General features: G+C 30.1%; 29 protein-coding genes and 1 pseudogene. 18 read left to right on the forward strand and 12 right to left on the reverse strand.

Annotated elements, in window-relative coordinates:
* The 8 genes from RYO54_RS17430 to anmK form a co-directional block, all read left to right on the forward strand.
* Positions 1 to 244 (forward strand): MurR/RpiR family transcriptional regulator (locus tag RYO54_RS17430; protein ID WP_399549695.1); only part of this gene is annotated, 244 nt, incomplete at its 5' end.
* 15 nt (positions 245 to 259) lie between these two features.
* Positions 260 to 1,174 carry an N-acetylmuramic acid 6-phosphate etherase gene (murQ, locus tag RYO54_RS17435; RefSeq protein WP_315121668.1) on the forward strand — a complete coding sequence of 305 codons (915 nt, stop codon included), beginning with the start codon at positions 260 to 262 and terminating at the stop codon, positions 1,172 to 1,174.
* Position 1,175: 1 nt separating this feature from the next.
* Positions 1,176 to 1,487, forward strand: a complete 312-nt coding sequence (locus RYO54_RS17440; protein ID WP_315121670.1) for a PTS sugar transporter subunit IIB — start codon at positions 1,176 to 1,178, stop codon at positions 1,485 to 1,487.
* Positions 1,488 to 1,501: 14 nt separating this feature from the next.
* The gene (locus RYO54_RS17445) at positions 1,502 to 2,785 is read left to right on the forward strand and encodes a PTS sugar transporter subunit IIC (protein ID WP_315121671.1); all 1,284 of its coding nucleotides are present in this window, start codon (positions 1,502 to 1,504) and stop codon (positions 2,783 to 2,785) included.
* Between the two features lie 68 nt (positions 2,786 to 2,853).
* On the forward strand, positions 2,854 to 3,183 hold the full coding sequence (locus tag RYO54_RS17450) for a PTS lactose/cellobiose transporter subunit IIA (RefSeq protein WP_315121672.1): 330 nt from the start codon (positions 2,854 to 2,856) through the stop codon (positions 3,181 to 3,183).
* 2 nt (positions 3,184 to 3,185) lie between these two features.
* Positions 3,186 to 4,523: a 6-phospho-beta-glucosidase gene (locus tag RYO54_RS17455; RefSeq protein ID WP_315121674.1), complete on the forward strand. Its 1,338-nt coding sequence runs from the start codon at positions 3,186 to 3,188 to the stop codon at positions 4,521 to 4,523.
* A 12-nt stretch (positions 4,524 to 4,535) separates the two neighbouring features.
* The gene (chbG, locus tag RYO54_RS17460) at positions 4,536 to 5,291 is read left to right on the forward strand and encodes a chitin disaccharide deacetylase (RefSeq protein ID WP_315121677.1); all 756 of its coding nucleotides are present in this window, start codon (positions 4,536 to 4,538) and stop codon (positions 5,289 to 5,291) included.
* Positions 5,292 to 6,455: an anhydro-N-acetylmuramic acid kinase AnmK gene (gene anmK, locus RYO54_RS17465; protein ID WP_315121679.1), complete on the forward strand. Its 1,164-nt coding sequence runs from the start codon at positions 5,292 to 5,294 to the stop codon at positions 6,453 to 6,455.
* Between the two features lie 121 nt (positions 6,456 to 6,576).
* Here anmK and RYO54_RS17470 read toward each other — a convergent pair whose 3' ends face one another.
* On the reverse strand, positions 6,577 to 6,948 hold the full coding sequence (locus RYO54_RS17470; protein ID WP_315121681.1) for a VOC family protein: 372 nt from the start codon (positions 6,946 to 6,948) through the stop codon (positions 6,577 to 6,579).
* Between the two features lie 282 nt (positions 6,949 to 7,230).
* On the opposite strand from RYO54_RS17470, the gene RYO54_RS17475 reads away from it, so the two are divergent.
* The 8 genes and pseudogenes from RYO54_RS17475 to RYO54_RS17510 all read left to right on the forward strand — a co-directional run bounded on the left by RYO54_RS17475 (position 7,231) and on the right by RYO54_RS17510 (position 12,478).
* Complete coding sequence (locus RYO54_RS17475) at positions 7,231 to 7,659, forward strand: flavodoxin (protein WP_315121683.1); 429 nt, start codon at positions 7,231 to 7,233, stop codon at positions 7,657 to 7,659.
* 202 nt (positions 7,660 to 7,861) lie between these two features.
* Positions 7,862 to 8,092 (forward strand): glutaredoxin domain-containing protein, encoded by a 231-nt coding sequence (locus tag RYO54_RS17480; RefSeq protein WP_315121684.1) that lies wholly within the window; start codon positions 7,862 to 7,864, stop codon positions 8,090 to 8,092.
* Positions 8,093 to 8,155: 63 nt separating this feature from the next.
* Entirely contained in the window at positions 8,156 to 9,091 is a 936-nt protein-coding gene (trxB, locus tag RYO54_RS17485) for a thioredoxin-disulfide reductase (RefSeq protein ID WP_315121686.1), read from the forward strand.
* Between the two features lie 113 nt (positions 9,092 to 9,204).
* Complete coding sequence (locus RYO54_RS17490; RefSeq protein ID WP_315121688.1) at positions 9,205 to 9,633, forward strand: hypothetical protein; 429 nt, start codon at positions 9,205 to 9,207, stop codon at positions 9,631 to 9,633.
* A 541-nt stretch (positions 9,634 to 10,174) separates the two neighbouring features.
* Positions 10,175 to 10,348: pseudogene (locus RYO54_RS20225) on the forward strand (NAD(P)/FAD-dependent oxidoreductase); the annotation flags it as partial.
* A 57-nt stretch (positions 10,349 to 10,405) separates the two neighbouring features.
* Positions 10,406 to 11,218: an alpha/beta hydrolase gene (locus RYO54_RS17500; RefSeq protein ID WP_315121689.1), complete on the forward strand. Its 813-nt coding sequence runs from the start codon at positions 10,406 to 10,408 to the stop codon at positions 11,216 to 11,218.
* Positions 11,219 to 11,549: 331 nt separating this feature from the next.
* Positions 11,550 to 12,320: a GNAT family N-acetyltransferase gene (locus RYO54_RS17505; protein WP_315121691.1), complete on the forward strand. Its 771-nt coding sequence runs from the start codon at positions 11,550 to 11,552 to the stop codon at positions 12,318 to 12,320.
* Positions 12,314 to 12,478 carry a hypothetical protein gene (locus RYO54_RS17510; RefSeq protein WP_315121692.1) on the forward strand — a complete coding sequence of 55 codons (165 nt, stop codon included), beginning with the start codon at positions 12,314 to 12,316 and terminating at the stop codon, positions 12,476 to 12,478. Before RYO54_RS17505 ends, RYO54_RS17510 begins: the two co-directional genes overlap by 7 nt.
* A 44-nt stretch (positions 12,479 to 12,522) precedes the next feature.
* Here RYO54_RS17510 and RYO54_RS17515 read toward each other — a convergent pair whose 3' ends face one another.
* From RYO54_RS17515 to RYO54_RS17560, 10 genes are all read right to left on the reverse strand, one after another.
* Positions 12,523 to 13,800, reverse strand: coding sequence for a S8/S53 family peptidase (locus RYO54_RS17515; protein ID WP_315121694.1), 1,278 nt, complete (start codon positions 13,798 to 13,800; stop codon positions 12,523 to 12,525).
* Between the two features lie 112 nt (positions 13,801 to 13,912).
* Entirely contained in the window at positions 13,913 to 15,397 is a 1,485-nt protein-coding gene (locus RYO54_RS17520) for a M56 family metallopeptidase (protein ID WP_315121696.1), read from the reverse strand.
* Position 15,398: 1 nt separating this feature from the next.
* Complete coding sequence (locus tag RYO54_RS17525; protein WP_315121698.1) at positions 15,399 to 15,770, reverse strand: BlaI/MecI/CopY family transcriptional regulator; 372 nt, start codon at positions 15,768 to 15,770, stop codon at positions 15,399 to 15,401.
* 148 nt (positions 15,771 to 15,918) lie between these two features.
* Positions 15,919 to 16,611: a hypothetical protein gene (locus tag RYO54_RS17530; RefSeq protein WP_315121700.1), complete on the reverse strand. Its 693-nt coding sequence runs from the start codon at positions 16,609 to 16,611 to the stop codon at positions 15,919 to 15,921.
* Between the two features lie 11 nt (positions 16,612 to 16,622).
* Positions 16,623 to 17,492, reverse strand: a complete 870-nt coding sequence (locus RYO54_RS17535) for an ABC transporter ATP-binding protein (RefSeq protein ID WP_315121702.1) — start codon at positions 17,490 to 17,492, stop codon at positions 16,623 to 16,625.
* Positions 17,493 to 17,509: 17 nt separating this feature from the next.
* A complete protein-coding gene (locus RYO54_RS17540; protein WP_315121704.1) occupies positions 17,510 to 18,094 on the reverse strand; it encodes a hypothetical protein in 585 nt (194 codons plus the stop codon).
* A 2-nt stretch (positions 18,095 to 18,096) separates the two neighbouring features.
* A complete protein-coding gene (locus RYO54_RS17545; protein ID WP_315121706.1) occupies positions 18,097 to 18,465 on the reverse strand; it encodes a GntR family transcriptional regulator in 369 nt (122 codons plus the stop codon).
* Positions 18,466 to 18,703: 238 nt separating this feature from the next.
* Entirely contained in the window at positions 18,704 to 19,432 is a 729-nt protein-coding gene (locus tag RYO54_RS17550; protein ID WP_315121708.1) for a hypothetical protein, read from the reverse strand.
* A 57-nt stretch (positions 19,433 to 19,489) separates the two neighbouring features.
* Positions 19,490 to 20,287 carry a TraX family protein gene (locus RYO54_RS17555; protein ID WP_315121710.1) on the reverse strand — a complete coding sequence of 266 codons (798 nt, stop codon included), beginning with the start codon at positions 20,285 to 20,287 and terminating at the stop codon, positions 19,490 to 19,492.
* 347 nt (positions 20,288 to 20,634) lie between these two features.
* Positions 20,635 to 20,778 carry a hypothetical protein gene (locus tag RYO54_RS17560; RefSeq protein WP_315121712.1) on the reverse strand — a complete coding sequence of 48 codons (144 nt, stop codon included), beginning with the start codon at positions 20,776 to 20,778 and terminating at the stop codon, positions 20,635 to 20,637.
* A gap of 473 nt (positions 20,779 to 21,251) precedes the next feature.
* Between RYO54_RS17560 and htpG the strand changes: the two genes are divergently transcribed.
* Both htpG and hsp18 read left to right on the forward strand, forming a co-directional pair.
* Complete coding sequence (gene htpG, locus RYO54_RS17565; RefSeq protein ID WP_315121714.1) at positions 21,252 to 23,132, forward strand: molecular chaperone HtpG; 1,881 nt, start codon at positions 21,252 to 21,254, stop codon at positions 23,130 to 23,132.
* Positions 23,133 to 23,297: 165 nt separating this feature from the next.
* Positions 23,298 to 23,738: a heat shock protein Hsp18 gene (gene hsp18 / locus RYO54_RS17570; RefSeq protein WP_315121716.1), complete on the forward strand. Its 441-nt coding sequence runs from the start codon at positions 23,298 to 23,300 to the stop codon at positions 23,736 to 23,738.
* 113 nt (positions 23,739 to 23,851) lie between these two features.
* On the opposite strand, the gene RYO54_RS17575 is transcribed toward hsp18, so the two are convergent.
* On the reverse strand, positions 23,852 to 24,484 hold the full coding sequence (locus RYO54_RS17575) for a class D sortase (RefSeq protein ID WP_315121718.1): 633 nt from the start codon (positions 24,482 to 24,484) through the stop codon (positions 23,852 to 23,854).
* Between the last annotated feature and the right edge of the window lie 265 nt (positions 24,485 to 24,749).

Genomic DNA, 24,749 nt, shown 5'->3' on the forward strand with positions numbered 1-24,749 from the left:
GGATAAAGGAGCTACAACTATTTGCATAACCCAATATGGAGATTCTCCAATTGTTAGTACATCGGATATAAAGTTATTCATTGCTGCTGTAGAAAATAATTTTAGAAGTGGAGCTATGGCATCTAGAATTGCTCAGTTAAATGTAGTTGATAGTTTATTCGTTGGTGTAGCATGTAAACTATACGATGAAGTAATTGATTATCTATATAAAACTAGAGAAGTTGTAAAGGATAAGAAGTACTAAGAGAGGGAGTGCATAATGAATAGTCAGTTAGAAGACTTAACGACAGAAAAGGTCAACTGTAATACTGTAGATATTGATGAAAAGTCTACTTATGATATTTTAAAAATTATGAATGAAGAGGATAAAAAGGTACCCTTAGCAGTAGAAAAGGAATTACCCAATATTGTCAAAGCGGTAGAAAAAATTGTTGAAGCCTTTAATAACAATGGTAGATTAATTTATTTGGGTGCTGGTACTAGTGGACGATTGGGAATATTAGATGCAACTGAATGTCCCCCTACTTTTGGCACATCGAAAGAAATGGTAGTTGGACTCATTGCAGGGGGAGAAATAGCTTTAGTGGAAGCTGTAGAAGGTGCAGAAGATTGTGAGGAAGAAGGAATTAAGGATTTGAAAAATATTGCTCTAACTTATAAAGATGTAGTGGTTGGTATTGCAGCTAGCGGAGGAACTCCTTATGTTGTAAGTGGATTAAACTATGCAAAGTCAATAGGAGCAACTACAGTATCAATTTGCTGTAACGAGGGAGCATCTATTACAAAAATTGTAGATATTGCTATAACTCCCATAGTTGGACCAGAAGTAATTACAGGGTCTACAAGATTAAAATCAGGTACGGCACAAAAGCTTATACTTAATATGTTGACTACAGCCTCCATGATTGGAATTGGAAAGGTATATAACAATTTAATGGTGGATGTACAGACAACTAATAAAAAATTAGTTCATCGTGCCAACAGAATTGTTATGTTGGCAACTGCTAAAGATGAAGAGGTTGCAGCGAAGGCTTTAAAAGAGTGTAATTTTCAACCCAAGGTAGCAATTGTAATGATAAAAACTCATTGCAATAAAGAAGAAGCAATAAAGAGATTAAAAGATGCTAAGGGATTTATAAAAAAGGCGCTAGAAGATTATGAAGGGGAGGATTAGTATGACTAATGTGCTTTTAGTTTGTTCTGGTGGAATGTCTAGCTCTATAGTTGTTAAATCTATCAAAAATGAGGCGGATAAGCAAGGTATACCAATGAATATAAAGGCTGTAGGAACAGGGGAATTTGAAGATGAATTAAAGGGTGGTGAGTGGAACATTGCTTTAGTAGCTCCACAGGTAAGGCATAGATATGCGGGATTTGAAGCCGTTGCTAAAGAAGTTAATATACCAATAGCTTTAATCACTCCTCAAGGATACGGACCATTAGGAGGGGTTAAGGTAATTCAACAAATTAAAGAATTAATGAAATAATAGGAGGAATTTTAGTGAGCAAGTTTTTCGAAATTATTGAAAAATTTCTAATGCCACCGATGACAAAATTGGCAGAGCAAAGGCATCTAAAAGCTATTAGAGATGGTATTATTTCTACTATTCCGTTAATTATTGTAGGAAGCTTTTTCTTAATATTTGCATCTCCACCATCAGCAAAATTGGCGGAATTAGTAAAACCCTATGCCGGCAATATTTTAATTCCTTTTAGATTAACTGTTGGACTTATGTCTTTATATGCTTGTTATGGTATAGGTTATAGTTTGGCTAGATCATATAAACTGGATGGAATATCTGGAGGAGTACTTTCATTAGCGGCTTTTTTGCTAACTATGATTCCACAAAACATTGAAGGACATGGCTGGATGCTTCCAATGGGCAATGCTGGTGGAGCAGGTATGTTCGTTGCAATAATTATGTCTATATTTGCAGTTGAAGTAATGAGATTTTTACAGAGGATAAACTTTGTTATTAAAATGCCAGAAAGCGTACCAGAAGCAGTATCAAGATCCTTTGAAGCGTTAGTCCCAGGAGCAATTATTCTTATTGTTATTTGGGCAATAAGACATATGATAGGATTTGATATTCAAGGATTTATCATGGATTTATTTAAGCCACTTGTAACGGCGGGAAATACTTTACCAGGAATACTAATTCCAATTCTTTTAATTACTCTTTTATGGTCTGCTGGTATTCACGGCGTATCTGTAGTAGGTTCAGTGGCAAGGCCAATTTGGTTAGTATTATTAGATGAAAATACCGCAGCGGCAGCAGCAAATCAAGCTATCCCTAATATTGCTCCAGAACCTTTCTTCCAATGGTTTATTTGGATAGGTGGATCAGGTGCTACTTTAGGATTATTAATTTGGATGGTATTCTCTAAATCTAAATATTTAAGAAGCGTTGGCAGAGCTTCATTAATTCCAGGTATTTGTAATATTAACGAACCTATAATCTTTGGTGCACCAATTATGTTAAACCCAATTTTAGGCATTCCATTTATCATTGGACCATTAATTACAGGAACTATTAGCTACTATGCTATGGCGTTAAATTTGGTTAATAAACCATATATTCAACCACCATGGACACTACCAGCTCCAATAGGTGCATACCTTTCCACAGGTGGGGACTGGAGAGCAGCTGTGCTAGTAATTATAAATATAATTATCATGGCGGCAATCTACTATCCATTCTTTAAGGCATATGAAAAGAAGATGATTCTTGAAGAAACAATAGATGGAATAGCAAGTGAACAAGCTAATTTAACTTTAGACTAATAAAAACACCAGTAAGAAGCACCAGTAACACTGGTGCTTCATTGATAGTATGATGAGGGGGTATGGAAATGACAACTGAAGAGTTAATATTTGAAATAATTTTGCATGGAGGAAATGCAAGAGGGGAAGCATACGACGCTTTAAATGCTGCACAAAATGGTGATTTTCAAAAAGCAAAAGAACATTTAGAGGCTGCAGAGGAGGAAATGAAAATCGCTCATAAAACACAGACAGCTATGATACAAAGCGAAATTAACGGTGAAAAAGTAGAAATGTCTTTGCTTATGGTTCATGCCCAAGATCATTTAATGACAGCGGTAGCGGAAAAGAACTTAATAGAGAATATGATAGCTTTATATAAACGTATTAATGAATTGGAAAATAAACAAGGAGGGTAGAAATGAAAAAATTAAAAATAGCTATTATCGGTGGTGGAAGTAGTTACACTCCTGAAATTATTGAAGGATTTATTAAGAGGTATCATGAACTTCCTGTAGGGGAGATTTATTTGGTAGATATTCCTGAAGGCATGTGGAAGTTAGAAATTGTGGGAGCACTAGCTCAAAGAATGGTAAAGAAAGCTGGATTAGATATGAAAGTTGTCCTAACTACAGATAGAAGAGCAGCTATAAAAGATGCAGACTTTGTCACCACTCAATTTAGAGTAGGAGGTCTTCAAGCTAGAGCTAGAGACGAGAGAATTCCTCTAAAATATGATGTGCTAGGACAAGAGACCACAGGTCCTGGTGGTTTTGCAAAGGCTATGAGAACAATTCCTGTTATATTAGATATCTGTAGAGATATTGAAAAATTAGCTCCAAATGCATGGTTAATAAATTTTACTAATCCTGCAGGGCTAATTACAGAAGTAGTTGAGAAATTTACTGATGTAAAAGTTATTGGTTTATGCAATGTACCTATTGGAATGATTAAAATGGTTGCAAATATTTTGGAAGTAGATAGCAACCGCATAAAAATCGATTTTGTTGGATTAAACCATTTGGTATGGGGAGAAAAGGTGTATTTAGATGGAGAAGATGTTACCCGGGAAATACTTAATAAGCTTAGCGATGGTGCAGCCCTTACTATGAAAAACATTCCTGATTTAAAATGGGATAAAGAATTTTTAGATTCGTTAGGGATGTTACCTTGTCCATATCACAGATACTATTACATGACAGATCAAATGGTAGAAGAGGAGAAAAAGTCTATAGAAAAAGGCGGGGAAGGCACAAGAGCAGAACAGGTACAAAAAGTTGAAAGGGAATTATTTGAATTATATAAAGATGTGAATCTTCAAGAAAAACCAAGGGAGCTTGAAAAACGTGGAGGAGCCTATTATTCAGAAGCGGCAGTATCTTTAATTAGTGCTATATATAATGATAAAAAGGAACTACATGTGGTGAATATAAAAAACAATGGAACAATAAAAGGTTTGCCAGAAGATGCAGTAATAGAAGTTACTTGTTCAGTAGATAAAACAGGAGCTCATCCAATTCAAATTAGAGAATTGTCCTCTAAAATTTATGGCTTGATCAATGGTGTAAAGGCTTATGAGGAACTGGCAGTTGAAGCTGGAGTAAAAGGAGATTATAACTTAGCATTACAAGCTTTAACTGTCCATCCTCTTGTACCTTCAGTTACAGTAGCTAAAAAACTATTAAAGGATATACTTATTGAGAATAGTGAATATCTTTCACAATTTAAAAATAAAATTGAAGAATTAATACAGGGATAACGGAGGAATACAATGAAGAAAATAATTTTTAATGCAGATGATTTTGGGTTAACAAGTGGATGTAATAAAGGAATTGTTGAAGCTATTAAAAATGGAGTTGTCACCAGTACAACTTTAATGGTTAATATGCCAAAGGCAGAAGAAGCTGTTAAATTAGCAAAGGAAAATGGTATTATTTCTTTTGGAATTCATTTGACATTAACTTGCGGGAAGCCAATTTTAAGTGGAAAAGAAGTGCCATCTTTAGTAGATGAAAGAGGGATCTTTTATAAAAGAACTACAAGTTTATGTCCAGCTATGAATTTAGAGGAAGCTGAACGGGAACTCAGAGCTCAAATAAATAAATTTTTTCAAATAGGAATAAATTTAAGTCACATGGATGGCCATCATCATATTCATATGTATGATGGAGTACGTGAAATCGTGGCTAATTTAGCAAAGGAGTATAATGTACCCTTAAGAAGCTCTAATATTGAGTGTAAAAAATTGTACGATGAAATAGGTATTAAAACTACAGACTATTTTACTTGGGATTTTTATGGCGAAAAAGCTACTCTTGATAATCTTAAATCCATAATAAACGATTTAGACCATGGTACTACTGAAATTATGTGTCATCCTGCTTTTTGTGATGAAGAATTGGAGAAAATTAGCTCCTATAATAAAAATAGAGCAGAAGAATTAAAGATTTTAAAAAGTGAAGAATTAAAAGAGTGGCTGGTAGCGGAAAATATAGAGCTAATTACATTTAAAGATTTAGGTGATTAGGTGGAAAAGCTTATTAAATTATATAATAAAGATAAAAAACTAGTGGTAGGATTAATGTCAGGTACATCATTAGATGGAATAGACTGTGCATTAGTCCAGATAGAAGGCAATGGAATTAATACTAAAATAAAGCCCATGTATTTTGATAACTTACCGATGCCCGATGATATTAGGAGAGAAATACTTGAATGCTGCTCTATTGGAAGTTCAAATGTAGAGAAAATTTGCAGATTAAACTTTAAGCTAGGTGAATTATTTGCCCATGCAGTTATTTCTATTTGTAATAAAAATAAAATTCAATTAAGCCATATTGACCTTATAGGATCTCATGGGCAAACAATCTATCACATTCCTCAAAATAGTACATTACAAATAGGAGAGTTATCTGTTATTGCTGAAAGGACAAATATTCCAGTTGTTGGAGATTTTCGTGTGAGAGATATAGCTGCAGGGGGACATGGTGCACCCTTAGTTCCATATACGGAATATTTACTTTATAGAAGTGAAGACAAAACTAGAATTCTACAAAATATTGGAGGCATAGGCAATGCAACAATACTTCCTAAAAATTGTACTTTAGAGGAAGTTTTAGCCTTTGATACAGGCCCCGGTAACATGATTATAGATAGAGTGGTCTTTCATTTAACTAACGGGGAGAAAAATTTTGATAAAGATGGAACTATTGCCGGGAAAGGCAAAGTTCATAAGAAGCTTCTAGGTGAGATGATGGATCATCCGTATATAAAAACCATACCTCCTAAGACTACAGGAAGAGAAGTATTTGGTGTAGATTATACTAAAAAATTACTCGCTAAATGTTCTAGTATGAATTTATGTAAAGAAGATATTGTTGCCACAGTAGCAGCCTTTACTGTAGAATCTATAGCATATCATTACGAAAAATATGTGTCTAATAAATATGATGTAGATGAAGTAATTATAGGTGGAGGAGGGAGCTATAATAATACATTAATCTCTATGCTAGAACAAAGGTTACCAATGGTTTCAATAAATACGCAAGAAGCCTTTGGGTATTCCAGCGATGCTAAAGAAGCAATAGCCTTTGCTATTTTAGCTAATGAAGCTATCCATGGAAATTCTAACAATGTTCCTTCAGTAACAGGAGCAAAGCATCCAGTGGTTATGGGTAAAATCACAGTTTAATCCTGTTATAAAGCATAACTTCCAGTTTTTGTTAAGACTATTGGTGTCATAATAAAACTGGAAGTTATTATTTGCTAATCTTTTTTATTAAAGTTAACATTTATTTTTAATTATTTATAATTTAACGGTTTGCAGGAATGATTTCAACCCAATAGCCATCAGGATCTGATATAAAATAAATGCCCATAGCTTTATTTTCATAACAAATGCATTGATTATTCTTATGTAGAGAATATGCTCCTTCAAAATCATCTACATGAAAAGCAATATGGAACTCATTATCTCCTAAGTTATAAGGAGTTGACCAATCTCTTAACCAAGTCAATTCTAAACTATGACCAGTAACACCATCTCCTAGAAACACTAAGATAAAGCTACCATCTTCTGAACATTTACGTCTCATCTCTACTAATCCTAGATTTTCTTTATAAAAAGCTATACTTTTTTCCAGGTCAAGAACATTAATGTTATTATGATTAAAAGTAAACTTCATAGCTAAGACCTCCTAATTAATAATTATAATCATAGGTTACATGATTATAAGCTTAATATCAAGTTTTTGTATTTATAAAGCTACACATATGCCATATAGTAAGTGCAAAATGGATCTAGAGGAGCAGTATCAGTATAAAATGCAATTATAAAAAAAGTAAATGGGGTATTTACAAGTACGAAATAAAGTAGTAAAATTATATTGAAAATGATAATCATTATCAATATAATTCAAAAATACATAAATTATAATAAAGAATTAATATTAAATAGGAGGAATAGTATGAAAAACATAGTTGTTGTTTATTGGAGTGGAACAGGTAATACGGAGGCTATGGCAAATGCATTAGTTGAGGGTGCCAGGATAGAAGAAGCTAAGGTTACACTGTTAAATGTAAGTGAAGCAAAAGTTGAAGATGTGGCAAATGCTGATGCAGTAGCACTTGGTTGTCCGTCTATGGGTTCAGAGGTATTAGAGGAAGGAGAGATGGAGCCATTTGTTGAATCAATTTCAGAGGCCGTAAAAGGTAAGCAGCTGGCTTTATTTGGATCATATGGATGGGGAAATGGTGAGTGGATGATTGATTGGCAAGCTAGAATGATAGAATATGGAGCAGAACTTGTAGCGGATGGGCTGATAATCAATGAATCTCCTGATGAAGAAGGACTTGAACAATGCAGAAACTTAGGTGAATCATTAGCAAGAAACTAATTATTAATTTTAACAGGCAGTTTTAAGTTACTTCGGGGCTTAAACTGCCTGTTTTCTTAGAATTGCTTTTGAAATTTGTTTTTTAGAGTTTAAAGATAAGAAGTCTTTTAAACCCATTAGGTAAAAACATAAAATGGGCATAAACATAGGTTTTTAGTAAAACATAATTAATGTAAAATAAAAAATGTAGGAGGAGAAGTACATGAATGTAGTAGTTTATACAACACCTACCTGCTCATGGTGTAGAGTGGTAAAGGATTACCTAAAATCAAATAATATAGCTTATGTGGAACATGACGTCACTAAGGATGATAAAGCTGCCGCTGAAATGATTAATAAATCAGGTCAGAGGGGCGTACCTGTAATTGATATCGACGGAGACATAATTGTTGGCTTTGATCAAGCAAGCATTGACAGAGTATTAGGACTATAGTGCAGTATATAAAGGGAGGCAGGAATTTGCCTTCCTTAAAGATTTATCGGGGTGAGAGTACAAATGAATAAAGAAGTAAAAGATTTAGATTTATTAATAATAGGTGGAGGGCCAGCGGGACTTACCGCTGGTATATACGCTGTAAGGGCAAAGATGAATATGGTTCTACTTGAAAATCAATTAATAGGAGGTCAAGTCCGAAACAGCTATACTATAGAAAACTACCCTGGGTTTAAAGCTGTATCAGGTAATGATTTAGCGGATTTAATGGCAGAGCAAGCTAATGAGATAGAAGTTAAAATTGAGAAATTTAGCAAAATTCTTAATGCTAGTTTAAATGATAATGAAAAATTAATTGAAACAAAAAAGTTCATATATAGACCTAAGGCAATTATAATTTCTACGGGGGCAACACCAAAGAAACTTCCAATTCCAAATGAAGAAAGATTTTTAAGTAAGGGAATTCATTATTGTGCCGTATGCGACGGAGCCATGTATGAAAATAGCATAGTGGGAGTTGTGGGTGGAGGAAATTCAGCTTTAGAAGAAGCATTATTTCTTACCAAATTTGCTTCAAAGGTTATAATGATTAGGAGATATGATTATTTTAAAGGTGAAAAATCAACTCTAGATGAGGTCTTAAACAATCCTAAAATTGAAGTTATGTATAATTGGGATTTAATTAATGTTGATGGTGAAAATTTTGTAAGCAAAGCATTTATAAAAAATACAAAAACTAGTGAAGAAAAAGAGATAGAGTTAAATGCGATTTTTGGATATATCGGTACTGAACCAAAAACAGACTTATTTAAAGAGTATTTAAATCTTACACCTAATGGATATATTATTACAGATGAAAATATGCAGACTAACATAGAGGGAGTATATGCAGCAGGGGATGTAAGAGATAAGAAATTTAGGCAGATAACAACAGCGGTTTCAGATGGGACCATAGCAGCGTTGGCGGCTGAAAAATATATTGTGGAAAAAGAAAGATAATATAAATTACAACATTGATAAAAGAAGGCATCTATAAATGGGTGCCTTCTTTTATGTAATGAATTTTTTTCATTATTTCAGTTAAGACTAACTTAAGGAAGGAGCGTTAAAACATGAATGGAAATGTGGAGCTTTTAAATTTTATATACCAAAATTCCCAAATGGGTGTGAATACAATTCAGCAGTTAATTAAAATTGTTGAAGATAAAAAATTGAAAAATCATTTGCATGAACAGTTAAAGGGTTATGAAGAAATCCACCAGTCAGCTAAAGAAATACTTAATAAAAATGGGTATGATGAAAAGGGTATAGGTGCTTTTAATAAGATAAAAACTTATCTTATGATTAATCTTCAAACGTTAAATGATAAAACCTCTTCTCATGTTTCTGAAATGATGATTTTAGGAAGTAATATGGGAATTATAGACGCAATAAAAAATGTAAAGAAATATAAAGAAGCAGAAGATGATATTGTTTCTTTAATGAAAGGGCTGCAAAAGTTCGAGGAAGAAAATGTTGAGAAATTAAAAGCATTTTTATAGTAATATACCTTTTAATACAGATTAACACAAATCAAAAATTAATTTTAAATTTGAGGAGCTTTTTTAGAAATGCCACTGGTAATTCGGGAAGGTTAAAAAAATTATGATACTTGAGCCAGAATACCTGCCTAAATAGTAATCTGCAATGTTCTGCGTGTTACAGGCTATGTGGAGAAAGTATAGAGAAAACTTCTAAACCATCAAGAAGAAGTTGTGTAAAATTAAATTTAGCAGATGAATACGGAACTGCAGTTGTCAAAAATGACAACTTCGGTTTTTTGTTTACTCAAAATTTTTGATAGTGTAAAGTGAGTTATGAAAAAATATAGTTCAAAGAATTTAAAATAATATTGTGATATTACATCAAAATAGCTTTGACTACTAGCGTAATCTAAAATGCTTACGGTTCTTCTTAGCTACTAAAATATGTCCACAATAAGGGCAACGCAAAGAAACTTCCAATTCCAAATGAAGAAAGATTTTTAAGTAAGGGAATTCATTATTGTGCCGTATGTGACGGAGCGATGTATGAAAATAGTGTTTAAGTCTTACAACTAATGGATATATTATTAGAGATGAAAATATGCAGACTAACATAGAGGGAGTATATGCAGCGGGGGATATAAGGGATAAGAAATTTAGGCAGATAACAACAGCGGTTTCAGATGGGACCATAGCAGCGTTGGCGGCTGAAAAATATATTCTTCATTCATAAACCCGTGGTTAAGTGAATAACATGTGAATATAGCCATTTAATATTGGAGGTATTTTCATGGGATACTATGTTAAAGTAGAGCCCGATGTAAAAATTTACGTAGAAGATCTTAATCCACAAGGTGATAAGACAATTGTGTTTTTGCATGGTTGGCCTGGAAGCCACAAACTATTTGAATATCAGTTTAATGAGCTTCCTAAGAAAGGATACAGATGTATTGGAATAGATCAAAGAGGATTTGGTGAATCGGATAAGCCATGGGAAGGATATGACTACAATCGATTAGCTGATGATGTTAAATGTGTAGTTGAAGCACTCAAATTAAAACATTTTATACTGGCAGGTCACTCAACAGGTGGAGCAATTGCTATTAGATATATGGCTAGACATAATGGATATGGTGTGTCCAAACTTGCTCTTTTTGCAGCAGCAGCTCCTAGTCTTATCAAACGCCCTAATTTTCCTTATGGTTTAGATAGGGAAATTGTAATCAAAATTATTGAAGGAACATACAGTGATCGTCCTAAAATGTTAAGTGATTTCGGTGATATATTTTTCTTTCAGCATATAACTGAGCCATTTTCCTATTGGTTCTTACAATTGGGATTACAAGCGGCGGGGTGGTCAACCGCTGCCATTGCAAATACTTGGTTACGTGAAGAACTATTTTATGATTTAGGAACAATAAAGGTTCCAACATTAATTATTCATGGTATTCATGATAAAGTTGTTCCATTCGAACTAGGTGAAGTACAAAAACGAGGCATTAAAAATTCCAAGCTTGTACCATTTAAATATAGCGGTCACGCATCCTTCTATGATCAGAAAGACAAATTTAATGAAGAATTGATGAAGTTTATTGAGGGATAAAGTTTTTGCAACATAGAACTTACCAATAGAATGTTAGAAATCAATAATGTATTTTAATACCGTATTATTCAAAAGTGAATTTTACGGTATTTTCACGTCGTAATTCAAGAGAAACTCTTTGGTTAAGAATAGAAGAAAAACGCCAAAGAGTTTTTTATTGATTTTGAGACTGGAATAATATGCTATAATTAATTCATAATATGTATATACTTTACATTGGAAAATTATGCACAGGGGGTATGGTATGTCGGCAAACATTATCATTAGAATTATGACTTGATAAATGACTTAAGAGAAATCTACATTTTGAATTAGGAAGGATGAGAAAGTTATGTTTAACTTATTACATAATACTGAAATTGAATATGTAAAGTGTTTTTCACAATGTATAGAAGAAGAAAAGAAAATTCGATTCAGAGATGATAGTATCCCTGATATGTATGCCCATAATTTTATTTTACTGAAAAATGGTTTATCTGATGATGAGATAAATCACATTATATTAAAAGAACTAGAACGAAGTGTTAAAGAGAATAAAAGCTTTTTGCAGTTAGAAGCTAATTTTTCCTTAAGCTCCAATGCACTTAAAAATTTAAATATATTCCCCGAAATTACAAAGTATTATTATATGTCTATTCCAACATGTAAATATAATTCTTTAAAAGAAAAAGAGGAATGTACCATAGAAGAGGCAGTGTCCCAAAAGGTGTTGGAAGACGGTATTAGAGTTGATATTCAAGCTAATTCACCTGCAATGGGAGAAGAATTTTCAAAGAAGAGAATCTATAGAAAGGTACAAGCTTACAACTCCATAAGTAATTTTAAATTTTATGTCTGTTATGATAAAGGTATTCCAGTAGGCAATTGTGAGTTGTTTATAAACAATAACATTGCAAAAATAGAGGATTTTGATATTTTAGAAAAATATCAACGTAAAGGGTTTGGTACAGCGTTTCTAAAGCATTTATTAATGATATCAGAGAAACTAGGAGTAGATAAAGCATATGTTATAACTGATAGTGAAGATACAGCTAAAGATATGTATAGAAAATGTGGTTTCTGTGAGGTTGGTGAAAAAACAACGATTTTATTTCAATGGTAGGAATAAAAGTGGCAAATGATGTGATAAGAGATGCAGGGAATATTAACGCCATAGGTAATATAATCATAACAGCAATTCTCATTACCATTGTTTATGGCTCTTATTTTCTAGCAACTTATTTTAGCAGTAAAAGAATTATTCTGAGAAGAAGAGCATAGTTTGATATAGAATAGATAAATAGGGGGTGCTCACATAACACTCCCTATTTATGTACTTTTTCTATAAGCTTTTCTGAGTTTACTATTTTGCCTAAATTATATTTTTTATTATCTTTTTCTATTTGAATTACGTCGCCTGTATCTACTGCAGCTTGTAAAAATTCCTCTGGAGTTATATCAGGGTTTACTTGGCAGCATAGAGTATATAAAGCTGCTATATAAGGAACAGCCCAACTTAATCCACCTTGTCTATAGAACACATAATCTGACGCTCCTGTAGGAGAGGCAGTACATCTGCTATCCATTGGTACCATAATGTTCTTTCCTGAACTAAATCTTTCATTATCTTTAAAAAATGCATCTCTCCAAAATATGCCTGGCTCGTAGCTTTTAAAATCCTCTGGGTCTTTCATACTATCTCTTCCAAGGCCCCAAAAGTTAACTCCATAATATCTATCAAAGCTTGTAGAGACTACTAATATGCCTTCATCCATAGCTCTTTTTACTGCCGCGTCTACTTCTTTAAAGCCATTTTGTCTTTCATCCCATCCTATAGACATAGAAATAGCTCTTATCTTTTTTTCTTTAGGTAAAGTTTTATTTATTTCTATAATTCTATCTATAGATTTTGCTAAATAAGTAAAATCAAAAGGGAATCCTGTTACAAAGCTACTCAAAGTAAATTTACCATGAGTTTCTGCAATGTAGTATAAATCTGCTTCTGGAGCAACGCCTACAGTTTTTCCTACTGCAATAGAACTAACAGCTGCTCCATGCATAGAGGCACCGCCACCATCCTCAAAGTTATGTATTTCTTCATAAAATTTTAATCTATCCTTATATTCTTCATGGTCAATTAAAAGAGTTTGATCGATAATAGCCATGCTAACTCCTTTTCCTGTAATGCCTTTTTCATGAAGTTTTCTTAAATTCAAGCCTGGATTTTTTCCATATTCCATAATAGTGTTTTTATCAAATCCATTTGGAAGGGTAGAGGGCCACTTTGTTTTACTATCAAAGTCTGCATAAATTAAATCTTTTAAATTATTTTTAATATCTAGTTCAGATAAATCATAACTTCTTAAATCAACTTGCCACATTTTATTAGAGTTTTCTTCATACTTTGGAAGTTCTTTAAGTTTTCCTCTTTTGTAATCTATAGCTTTAGGTACTCTAGCTATTCCACTATTACCATTTACTTTACAATCCTGATATTTACCTATTGGAAAAGTAAAAGCAAATACTACAAATAAAGCTAAAATAATAATAATTGAAACACACACTTTCTTTTTAGCACTAAATTTTTTAATACGGTTCCACATAATAATCCTCCTTAAAATTTAACTTCATAACAAGATTACAAGTGTAATCTTCGGGGGGGTATAAAATTTCTTATTAGAGCTACCAAAGGTGATATCTCTAATAAGAAAAATATTACTTAACTTTTTTTAATACATAATAAAATGGTTGCATATTTCTAAATGTATAATCTCCGCTTTTCCATTGCAAAAATATATATTCCTCATTATCTATATTTTTTATGTAATACTTACTAACTGTCTTATCACAAGGACATATAATTAGATTTTTTGACCAGTTCCAGCAATTTATGCTTGTTTTTCCATTTGGGAAAAACTCTAAACCCTTAAGATATAAGTCGGCTTTGCAACTTCTCTTATGTGGGGTAAAATCTTTAATGTTTTCTATAAAATCTACAGATATCCATTTCCCTAAGATATTGTCATCTTTAATGAATGGAATATTTATATTATCTATTTTTCTAATTCTTCCTTCTTCATCTATTACATAATTAGAAGATATATCTTTATCTATAGCTGCAGAAACTGTTCCATTGCGTTCCGTTAACATAATGGCACCAGTTAAAATCACTATAATTAAAGATAGGGCTGTAGCGTATAATCCCTTCTTTTTAAAATCACGTATAAATAATATTCTTTTAGTGACCTCTTTTTTATTTCCTATCATATTTAAAGGCATATATACTTTCGAATTATTTTTTGAATAAGCAAGAAGATTTATTATAGTATGTCCATAACTTAATTTTTCTTCTATATTCATATAGGAAAGTACCATTTCATCACAACTTAATTCTAAGGTCTTCTTTAATTTATTAACAGTATACCAAATTAGAGGGTTAAACCAGTAGAATATACAAATAATTTTAGCTAAATATAAAATAAAAATATCTTTTCTTTTATAGTGACATAATTCATGTAGAAATATATTTTTTAAATCCTGTTTTTTAATTTCTGCTAACAATCCTTTTGGAATCAATATTATAGGGTTTTTTAATCCAAATATAGCAGGGCTGCTTATAAAATTTAATTCTAGTAATTTAAAGTTTGATTTAATTTTAAGAAACTTGCTACATTCTAATAATGTATGTATTATTTTTTCGTCATCTACTTCTTTAATATACTTTATTTTTTTACAAAACCTTATATGGTTTACTATACTATATATGATTAAGGCGCACACTCCTAAATACCATAATATAAATAAATATTTTGTGTAAAAGGAGGATTTTTTCATAGCATAAGAGAAGCTTATATACTGAGGTTGTTTAAAGCTTCCATCTATTTCTTTATAATAATTTAAGCTACTATCATAACTTTTAGATTTATCTTCATTTTTTATCATATCTACTATATTATTTTTATGATTTGATGTAGCTAATATTTCTGCTCTGTTGTATAAGCTTAAAGAACTTTTAGGCATTACAGGCAAAATTAATCTTATTAATATGAAAATATAAAGTAGATATTGAAATTTTACAGGAATTTTCTTATTTAAAAGTTTGTTTATTGTAATTATAAGTATTATAGGTATAATGGAGAAAATCGATAGTTCTATAATTAGTTTAAAAACTAAAAATGTATAAAATACTAGCTTATCCATATCATTTTCTCTTCTCTAAAACTTTTTTTAAATCCTCTATATCTTCATCTGTAAGGTTATGATCTTCTATAAAATTTAATACCATATCTTTAGCTACTCCATTAAATACTCTGTGCAAAAAAGAATGACTTTCTTCTTTTATACAATCCTCTTTTTTTACTAAAGGATAATAATAGTAAGATCTTCCGTTTATTTTAAATGCTAATACTTCTTTTTTTACTAATCTGCTTATCAATGTTTTTATGGTTTTAGGCTTCCAATCCATTTTACTTTCTAAATTTTCTATAACATAATTAGCACTACAAGGATTGTTATCCCATATTATTTTCATAACTTCCCATTCTGCTTCAGATATTTTAGGTAATGTAGTCATAGTAACACTCCTTAGATTACAATTGTAATTTATAAATCAATAATATACTTTTAAAATTCATTTGTCAATATTATTAAAAATCAGATAAGTAAAATTTTTCACACTTACTTATCTGATTATCTGATTTTAGTTTAAATTTTGCAAATCATTAAACATCCAAAGTCATAATAAATTTATAGTAAATATAATATGCTATAAAGATAAATAATATGGAAGATACCAAAGTAATACTAGGTGCTGTTATATGTATATAAATATCACTTAACCCACGCCAGAATATTAAGAATGCTATAGCCCATACAACTTTAGATATTAAATTTCCTGCCTTTTTAGGTATAATCTTAATAAATAAAATTTGTACTATAATAATAAAGCTATAAAATAAATTATAAATAACAATATTTATAAAGCTTAATTTTAAAAAAGAAATAAAATTTTTCTCCATAACAAATCCTAAATATCCAAATACACTATAACGCTCTGTAGAAGTAAACAGCATAAATACTAAAATTTTAGAGAATAGAACGGAAGCACTTATAGCTAAGTTAATTAATATTATCTTATTTTTAAAATATTCCTTTCTACTATAATTTAAACTTATAAAATAACTTAAGTCTTTTTTTAATTTTTCTGTATCATAGGATCTAGGAACCATAATGCATAAAAACCATATAAAGCCACTAACATTAATACCTTTATATGGTTTGTTAACATCATAAGATAACAAAAAAACCCCAGTCATTCCAAATATAATACTAAATAAAAAAAACAATATTAAAGGACCTTCTAAAGAATATCTATTAAACTGAACATTAAATCTTTTTTTATTTATTAATTTCATCTATATCCCACCTAATTCTTTATAGTTAAACTTACAAAAAATTTCTGAAGAGGCATAGTTTCTACTTGGAAACCCATTTCCTCTAGATTTTCTTTATCCTCATCAGATAAGGGCTGGAATATTTCAAGAGTTCCTATTTCTCCATGAAATTCCTTGTTTAAAATATTGAATTTTTCTGATATCTCTTCTAACCTTTCTTTTTTCCCTCTTATATAAAAAGCTTTTTCCTTCAAACTATCCACATCATCACATAGAAGTAATTTACCTTTATGGACAATAATTATACTTTCAAAAAGCCTACTTACTTCCTCTAAATAATGGGTAGAAAATATTATACATCTAGGATATATATCATAATCTTCTAAAAGTGCTCTGTAAAATATCTCTCTTCCTACGGGGTCAAGTCCTGAATATGGTTCATCAAACATTGTTAAAGGTGCACGACTAGCTAGTCCCATTATTATACTCACCATGGACTTCATTCCATTAGAAAGATCTCCGTAGCTTTTATTCACATCTAAATTAAATTTTTCTATCAGTTCTTCTTTAAAATCTTCATCCCAATTAGGATAAAAAATTTTTGCTATATCAAAAATCTCCTTAGAATTCATATTAGGCATAAAATTACTTCCATCGCTAACAAAACAAATTTTAGAAAGAATTTTTTCGTTTTCAAAAGGATCTTCTCCAAAAACTTCTACAGTTCCTGAATTCTTTATATAATGACAAGCTATTATCTTTAGTAAAGTTGTTTTTCCAGCTCCATTTCTTCCAGCTAAGCCATAAATTTTATTATCTTCTATATCCAAAGATAAATCATTTAAAACCTTTTTATTATTAAATATTTTATTTAACTCTTTAATACTTACTGCTAAATCCATAAATTTTCCTCCAATAATTATATTTCTGTAGTTTTTAAAGCAACAGTGGCCATAAACATATTAAAGGAAATCGAAGCTAAGCTTCCCCCAAAATATGGAACTAGATTCCTTAAAATCCACTTTGTATCCCCAAAAAGAATAGGCCCAAATAAAATAAGTTGATATAGTACCAAATACAAAAATAACACACCAAGTTCTACAGCTACATATTGACTTATAGATAAAACTTCAATGAATATTTGTATACTGCTAAATAAAATATAAAAAGTGAAATAGAACAAAAATATTATAAAAATATGTTTACTATTATTAATTTCCCCACCCAAAAAATTCAGTATAGTGCATATTATGGAAAGAAACAGCGAATTAATAAGAGAAGTTTTTATTGTATTTATATAATATTTTTTTCTTGTACAACCAAGAGAAATGAACATTTTAAAATTTTTACTTCCAAATCTATCAAGTGTTTTTATAGTAAAAAAGAACATAATTAATTTAGTACTATATTCGTTTAGCATTGATAAAATAACTGATATAATCACTAAGTACAATAGAAAAAATCTATCTCTCCTCAAATACATTTTTAAAATGTTTTTATTCACTGTCATTCCCCCCCATAGCTTTTAATCATATCTATAATTTCCTCTTTATTTATATCAACTTTTTCTCCTTCTTTAATAGTTTTTAAAACAAATTCTTTAAAAAAACTCTTCCTTCTCTTTTCCTTTATGTATTCTTTAGCCCCTGATTTAACAAACATACCTATTCCTCTTTTTTTATACAGTATATCTTCATCTGCTAAAATATTTATCCCTTTTCTTGAGGTAGCAGGATTAATACCATAAACCTCTGAAAATTGGTTAGTAGACATAACCTGTTCCTCTTCCTTTAAAAGCCCATTTAATATATCATCCTCAATACCTTGAGCTATTTGTAGATATATAGGCTTAGAGTCATCCAATATTAATTTCAAATTCTTTTCACCTCTTTGTATATCCTTAGACTGATATCTTAAATCATATTTAATTGATCAAATTTTACACCTTAGGGAATAATTGCTTCTGCAATCATCTAATAACATTATTATTATATTATATAATAACAAGCTACCGATATAAATAATTTGATAGATATACATTTAATGGGATGGGCAATGAAAATTCATAATAAAAATTACAAATTCTCATTATCCATCCCATAGTTTTAATCAATTAATATTTTAGTATTGCCTTTTCTGTTTGTTCTCCTTTTTTACAAATAGTCATAGCAAACATACATACATAAACCCATATACTTATTCTTACAAAATTTACAAATGCATAGCCTATTAGATTAGTTTTTGGCCCAATGCCTATTACTGACATTATACCTGCTATAATTGCTATCATAATACCTGCCATAATACCTAATAACAATATTTCTCCAGAATACTCTTTACCAAGTGACATTCCTTTTTTCAAAGCTTCAGCTGGGTTTGTATCGTAATATATTAAATATGACTCACATGGAGTTAATAACACATTAAAATATATTAGGAAAATAATTGAGAATGGCAGCAATATACTCGAGAATCCTAGCAGCATTACCCCTAGTAAGATAGCAGAAGTAATTATATTTAATCCTAAATATCTTAAATAAATACCTAGGCTTTCTTTAAGATTTTCCCTATAATTTATATCCTTTTCATTTATTAATGCTTTTATAACTACCATTAAAAATGCATGAAATAATGAACCTATAAATAAAGAAAATAAAATTGGAGCTAAATTATTTACTACTGATTGCTTAAAGGTTGAGAAATTTTCTCCAAAGAAATCAAAGAAACCATATTCGCTAAACCCTAAATTAAGACTGACACTTTCGAAGAGTACCTGTATTAAAATAAATGGCAGTAAAAATTTGAATCCTTTTATATACTTGTTCCAAATTTCTTTATGCATAAAACTTTCCTCCTTATATAAATTATTTGATTAGACCCTTTTAAAACTTAGAAAACATTAGACACCCATTGTTGCTAAGTATAACCTTATAAAATATAAAATTAATAAATGTGCTGGATAGAAAACGTAGAAAAAGTATTTTGTATTTAATCCTCTTTCACCATTATAAAAATAAATTGCAAGTAGTGAAAGATACACAATGCCAAAGCTTCCTGGTGCCTGATATAAAAATACAATAATTCCTGATAATATTTGCAATATCCTATTCTCTCTAAATATATAGAAAAGGGATATGCAGAGTATACCATAATAATTGAAATCACATTTTATAAACTTAGCTATTACTCCAAATACTACTATAGTTGCTATAATGCCAATTGCAGTAACTACTTTATTTATTTCTTTGCTCTTAATAAATTCAATTATATACATTACACATATTCCTAAAAATAATGTAAAAAATACATTGTTTAATCGAGAAGCTGGTATAAACATTTTGTTACCAAAAGCCAAGTTAAAAGGTATTTCAGAAATTAGTGCAAAGATAAAAAGTCGCAATGCGTATTTCTTTTTATTGCTTGTATGAATATATCCTTCAACAAGTAGAAAACAAAATATTGGAAAAGATATACGACCTATGGCCCTCATTAGCAGATAGATAGTATTTAAATTGGAGCTATGAGCTATTGCTGTATTCTCAGCATAGGGTATAAATTTATAATATATTCCCATTAAAATTAATACTGCTGCAATGTGATCAATCAGCATAGAAATAACTGCCATAATTTTTAATGTGCTACCTGATAATCCTCTTTTTCTTGATAATTCTTTTTTTTCACTTATAGACGTATTCACTATTATCACTCCCTTGAAATAATATAAGCAGCATATATTTAAATCCCTTCATTTTTAACTTTTGTAATAAATTCGTAAAAATTCTTTGCTTGCTTAATTGGTTGGTTACTTATGCAACTAACTATATCACTAATGCATATATTTGTCAATAATGTAACCCTGTACATTTTAGAAAAATAGCCACTTAGATTTTTAAAAGAGTATATAAGTAATGAATAGGATAAGGGAAAGTATATAGTAGCAAGTAGAGATTAAAATCACTTAGATAGGGGCAAAGGTATGTTATGATTTCAGTAAATATAAGAGAGAGATAGCCTTTTTAAAGACTATCTCTCCTATATTTATAACTATGATCTACAATTTATATTAATAGTAACATTATTAGCATTAACTCTTACTTCTGCACATCTTCTGGATCTTTCATCTTTATCTCGTTTGTCATCTTCTTCAAAGCTATCTACAGATATAATATCTTTTCTAATTTCATTCATCATGCTCACCTCACTTTACAAAGTTAAGTACGTTTCACATTTAAATTTATCTTATTTGTATGGGTGATAGTCTATCAACAATACTATTGTAATCCATGTTTTATAGAAAAGTATGATAATCAAAAGTATATATAGTACCAATTGTTATTTGAATTTTAATATATATAATAATATAATATATAAAATATTTTAAAGTGTTACAGCTTTATCATTTCTTTTATTAATTGACATTGTGTAAAAAAGGGGTAGAGGAATTATTATATGAAAAAGAAAATTATAAAGGCACAAAAGCTTACAGTTGATGGTATATTAGGGAGAATAAAATTATAGAGCATGTTGACATGAAAAGTAAAATGTGGTATATAAAAGTTATGGGTTAGCACTCAACGACATAGAGTGCTAACAACCAAAAAAACAAAAAAATAAAATTAAATTTAATTACATAGTTTTTATATGTGAAAGGAGAGATACATTTGGAAAAGAAAGAATTTAAAGCAGAGTCTAAGAGGCTTTTAGACTTAATGGTTAATTCAATCTATACGCACAAGGAAATATTTTTAAGGGAGCTTATATCTAACGCCAGCGATGCTATTGATAAAATATATTATAAAACATTGACTGACGAAAATTTAAAATTTGATAAGGATAATTATTATATTAGGATAGTTCCAGATAAAGAAAATAGAGAATTAAGAATTATTGATACTGGTATAGGCATGACAAAAGAAGAATTAGAGGATAATTTAGGAACTATCGCAAAGAGTGGATCCTTATCATTTAAAAAAGAAAATGAAATAAAAGATGGATATGATATAATCGGCCAGTTTGGAGTGGGCTTTTATTCTGCTTTCATGGTAGCTGATAATGTTACTGTTATCACTAAATCACTTGGAAGTAATGAAGCTTATAAATGGGAATCACAAGGTGTTGATGGATATACAATAGATGCATGTGAAAAGGATACTGTTGGAACAGAGCTTATATTAAAGATAAAGGAAAATACTGAAGATGAAAATTATGATGAGTATTTAGAAGACTATAGATTAGAGAATTTAATAAAAAAATATTCTGACTTCATAAGATATCCAATAAAAATGGATATTACAGAAAAAAAACTCAAAGAAGGTAGCGAGAATGAATATGAAGATCATGTAGAAGAGCAGACTATTAACAGTATGGTACCAATTTGGAGAAAAAATAAAAATGAATTAACTAAAGAAGACTATGATAATTTTTACTCCGAAAAGCATTATGGTTTTGATAAGCCTGTAAAACATATTCATATAAGCACGGACGGTGCTGTAATGTATAACGCAATCTTGTTTATACCAGAAAGAATACCTTTTGATTATTATACAAAAGAATATGAAAAAGGTTTAGAATTATATTCAAATGGCGTACTTATTATGAATAAATGTTCTGACCTACTTCCAGATTATTTTAGTTTTGTAAAAGGTATAGTGGATTCAGAGGATCTGTCCCTTAATATATCTAGAGAGATTCTACAACATGATAGACAACTTAAATTAATTGCAAAAAATATCAAAAACAAAATAAAAAGTGAATTGGTGTCATTATTAAAAAGTGAAAGAGATAAGTATGAAGAGTTTTATAAGTCTTTTGGTAGACAACTAAAATATGGAGTATATAGCGAGTTTGGAAGCAACAAAGATATACTACAAGACTTATTAATGTTCTATTCCTCTAAAGAGAAAAAACTTGTTACATTAGATGAATATATTTCAAGAATGACTGAGGATCAAAAATATATTTATTATGCTACAGGTGATTCTGTTGAAAGAATATCAAAGTTACCACAAACAGAAATGGTAGTAGAAAAAGGTTATGAAATTCTTTATTTAACTGAAGATATTGATGAATTTGCAATTAAAATGATAATGTCATATAAAGAAAAGGAATTTAAATCTGTATCTAGTGGCGATTTAGGAATTGAAGACAAAGAAAGTGAAAGCAACATAGAAAATGAAGATGCAGATAATAAAGAACTATTTGAAAAAATGAAAACCATATTATCAGACAAGGTTAGGGATGTAAAAACTTCAAAGAGATTAAAATCTCATCCAGTGTGCTTAACTAACGATGGCGAGATTTCAATCGAAATGGAGAAAATTCTTAACTCAATGCCAAATAATGAAAACATTAAGGCAGATAAAGTTTTAGAGATAAATGTAAATCATAATATATTTAAAGCTTTAAAAGAAGCTTATGAAAAAGATGAAGAAAAGCTAACATTATATACTAATTTGCTTTATAATCAAGCGCTTCTTATTGAAGGACTAGCAATTAATGATCCAGTAGATTTTACTAATGATATTTGTAAATTAATGATTTAAAAAACAGCCACTTTCAGAAATGTATTTCTAGAAAGTGGCTGTAAAATTTTACTGTAAAATTGCATGGATCATTCTAATTGCTACTATATGCTAGTATATTTTGAAAAACTCCTGCTAAAACTAATTTATATAAATAGTATATAAGTTCTCAGGAGGTGATTTAATATGTTAAAGATGATTCCCTTTAGAAGAAATAATCTAACCAAAGGAGAGGGTTATTTCGCGCCTTTTTTTGGAAAGATTATAGATGATGATTTTTTTTCATCTATGAATTATATGAATGAAAGTTTTAAGGTGGATTTAAAAGAAACAGATGAAAATTATTTAGTGGAAGCGGATATACCAGGAACTAAGAGAGAAGATATAGACATAGATTTTAACAACAATTATCTAGTAGTTAGTGCAAAAAGAGATGAATCTTCAGAAGATAAAAAAGAAGATTATGTTAGACGTGAAAGACATTATGGAGAGTTTAGGAGAAGCTTTCACATAGATAATGTAGATGAAGATAAGATAAGTGCTTCCTATAATGATGGTATTTTAAAGATTACTCTTCCAAAGTTAACTAAGGGTAAAAATAACAGAAGAAAAATTGAAATTCATTAGCATTATAGGTGCAACTTTTTAGGTTGCACCTTTTATTTCAAAGTTGCAACCTACATATGAAGCTTAGAATCACTTGATGTCTAGAGTAGTATATAGAAGTTTTTATAATAAATTTAATTTTCTAGTTTTGCATTAATTATAAGTCTATGTGTAGCTATTCTTATAGGTGTACATGTGACAAGTGTCATAGTTGCATCCTCTGTTGCATTTAATACTTCAATCTGATCCGGAAGAACAACTTTAATATCATATACTATATATTTATAACTTCTATCAATTGTTTCTAAGAGGATTTCATCACCTTTTTCTAATTCGTCTAACCTATTAAAATACTCTCCAGAAGTATAGCTCCTATGTCCTGCAATGCATAGATTTCCTTTCTCACCAGGCATAGCTGTACCTTCAAAATGTCCTACTGCATATTTAAGTGTCTCCATATCCGTACCTTCACTTACCGAGACTTTTAAATCTATCTTAGGAATAATAAGAATTCCTATTGCCTCTGAATCCTCAGAGAAAGACTGTTTATTAGAATTATTCTCATCTCTTAAATCTTCAGTTAAACTTTTATCTAAATTTTTAAATGTGGATTCAGCCATTTGTCGATGATTTTTAATTTTTTCTTCGTAATTTTTAGTTATGTTATTTTGTTTCCGCATTGCCCAATACTTAGTCCCAAAAGTATATGAAATTATTATAATACCTATAAAAATAAGGGCTATACCCATAAATTTAACTTTTTTCAACGAGGCTTCCCCCTTGTATAGTAATACTTAACGCCATTATTCTACTATGCATGTCTATTTTAGTGATTAATATTAGATTAGTCAAGCTCTTCGTTTTCTATATTATACCATTTACCAGTAGGAATTATTTTTAGTTTTTGTATAGTTATAATTTATATAATATAGTAAACTATGGATATAACAAGAAATATAAGTAAAATTTATGAGACATTTGTGAGGACTTTGTGAGAAGCTTGTGACAAAATAATTATGACACAAGGTTTGA

The organism is uncultured Clostridium sp. (genome assembly GCF_963515715.1).
Taxonomy (GTDB): Bacteria; Bacillota; Clostridia; order Clostridiales; family Clostridiaceae; genus Clostridium_AW.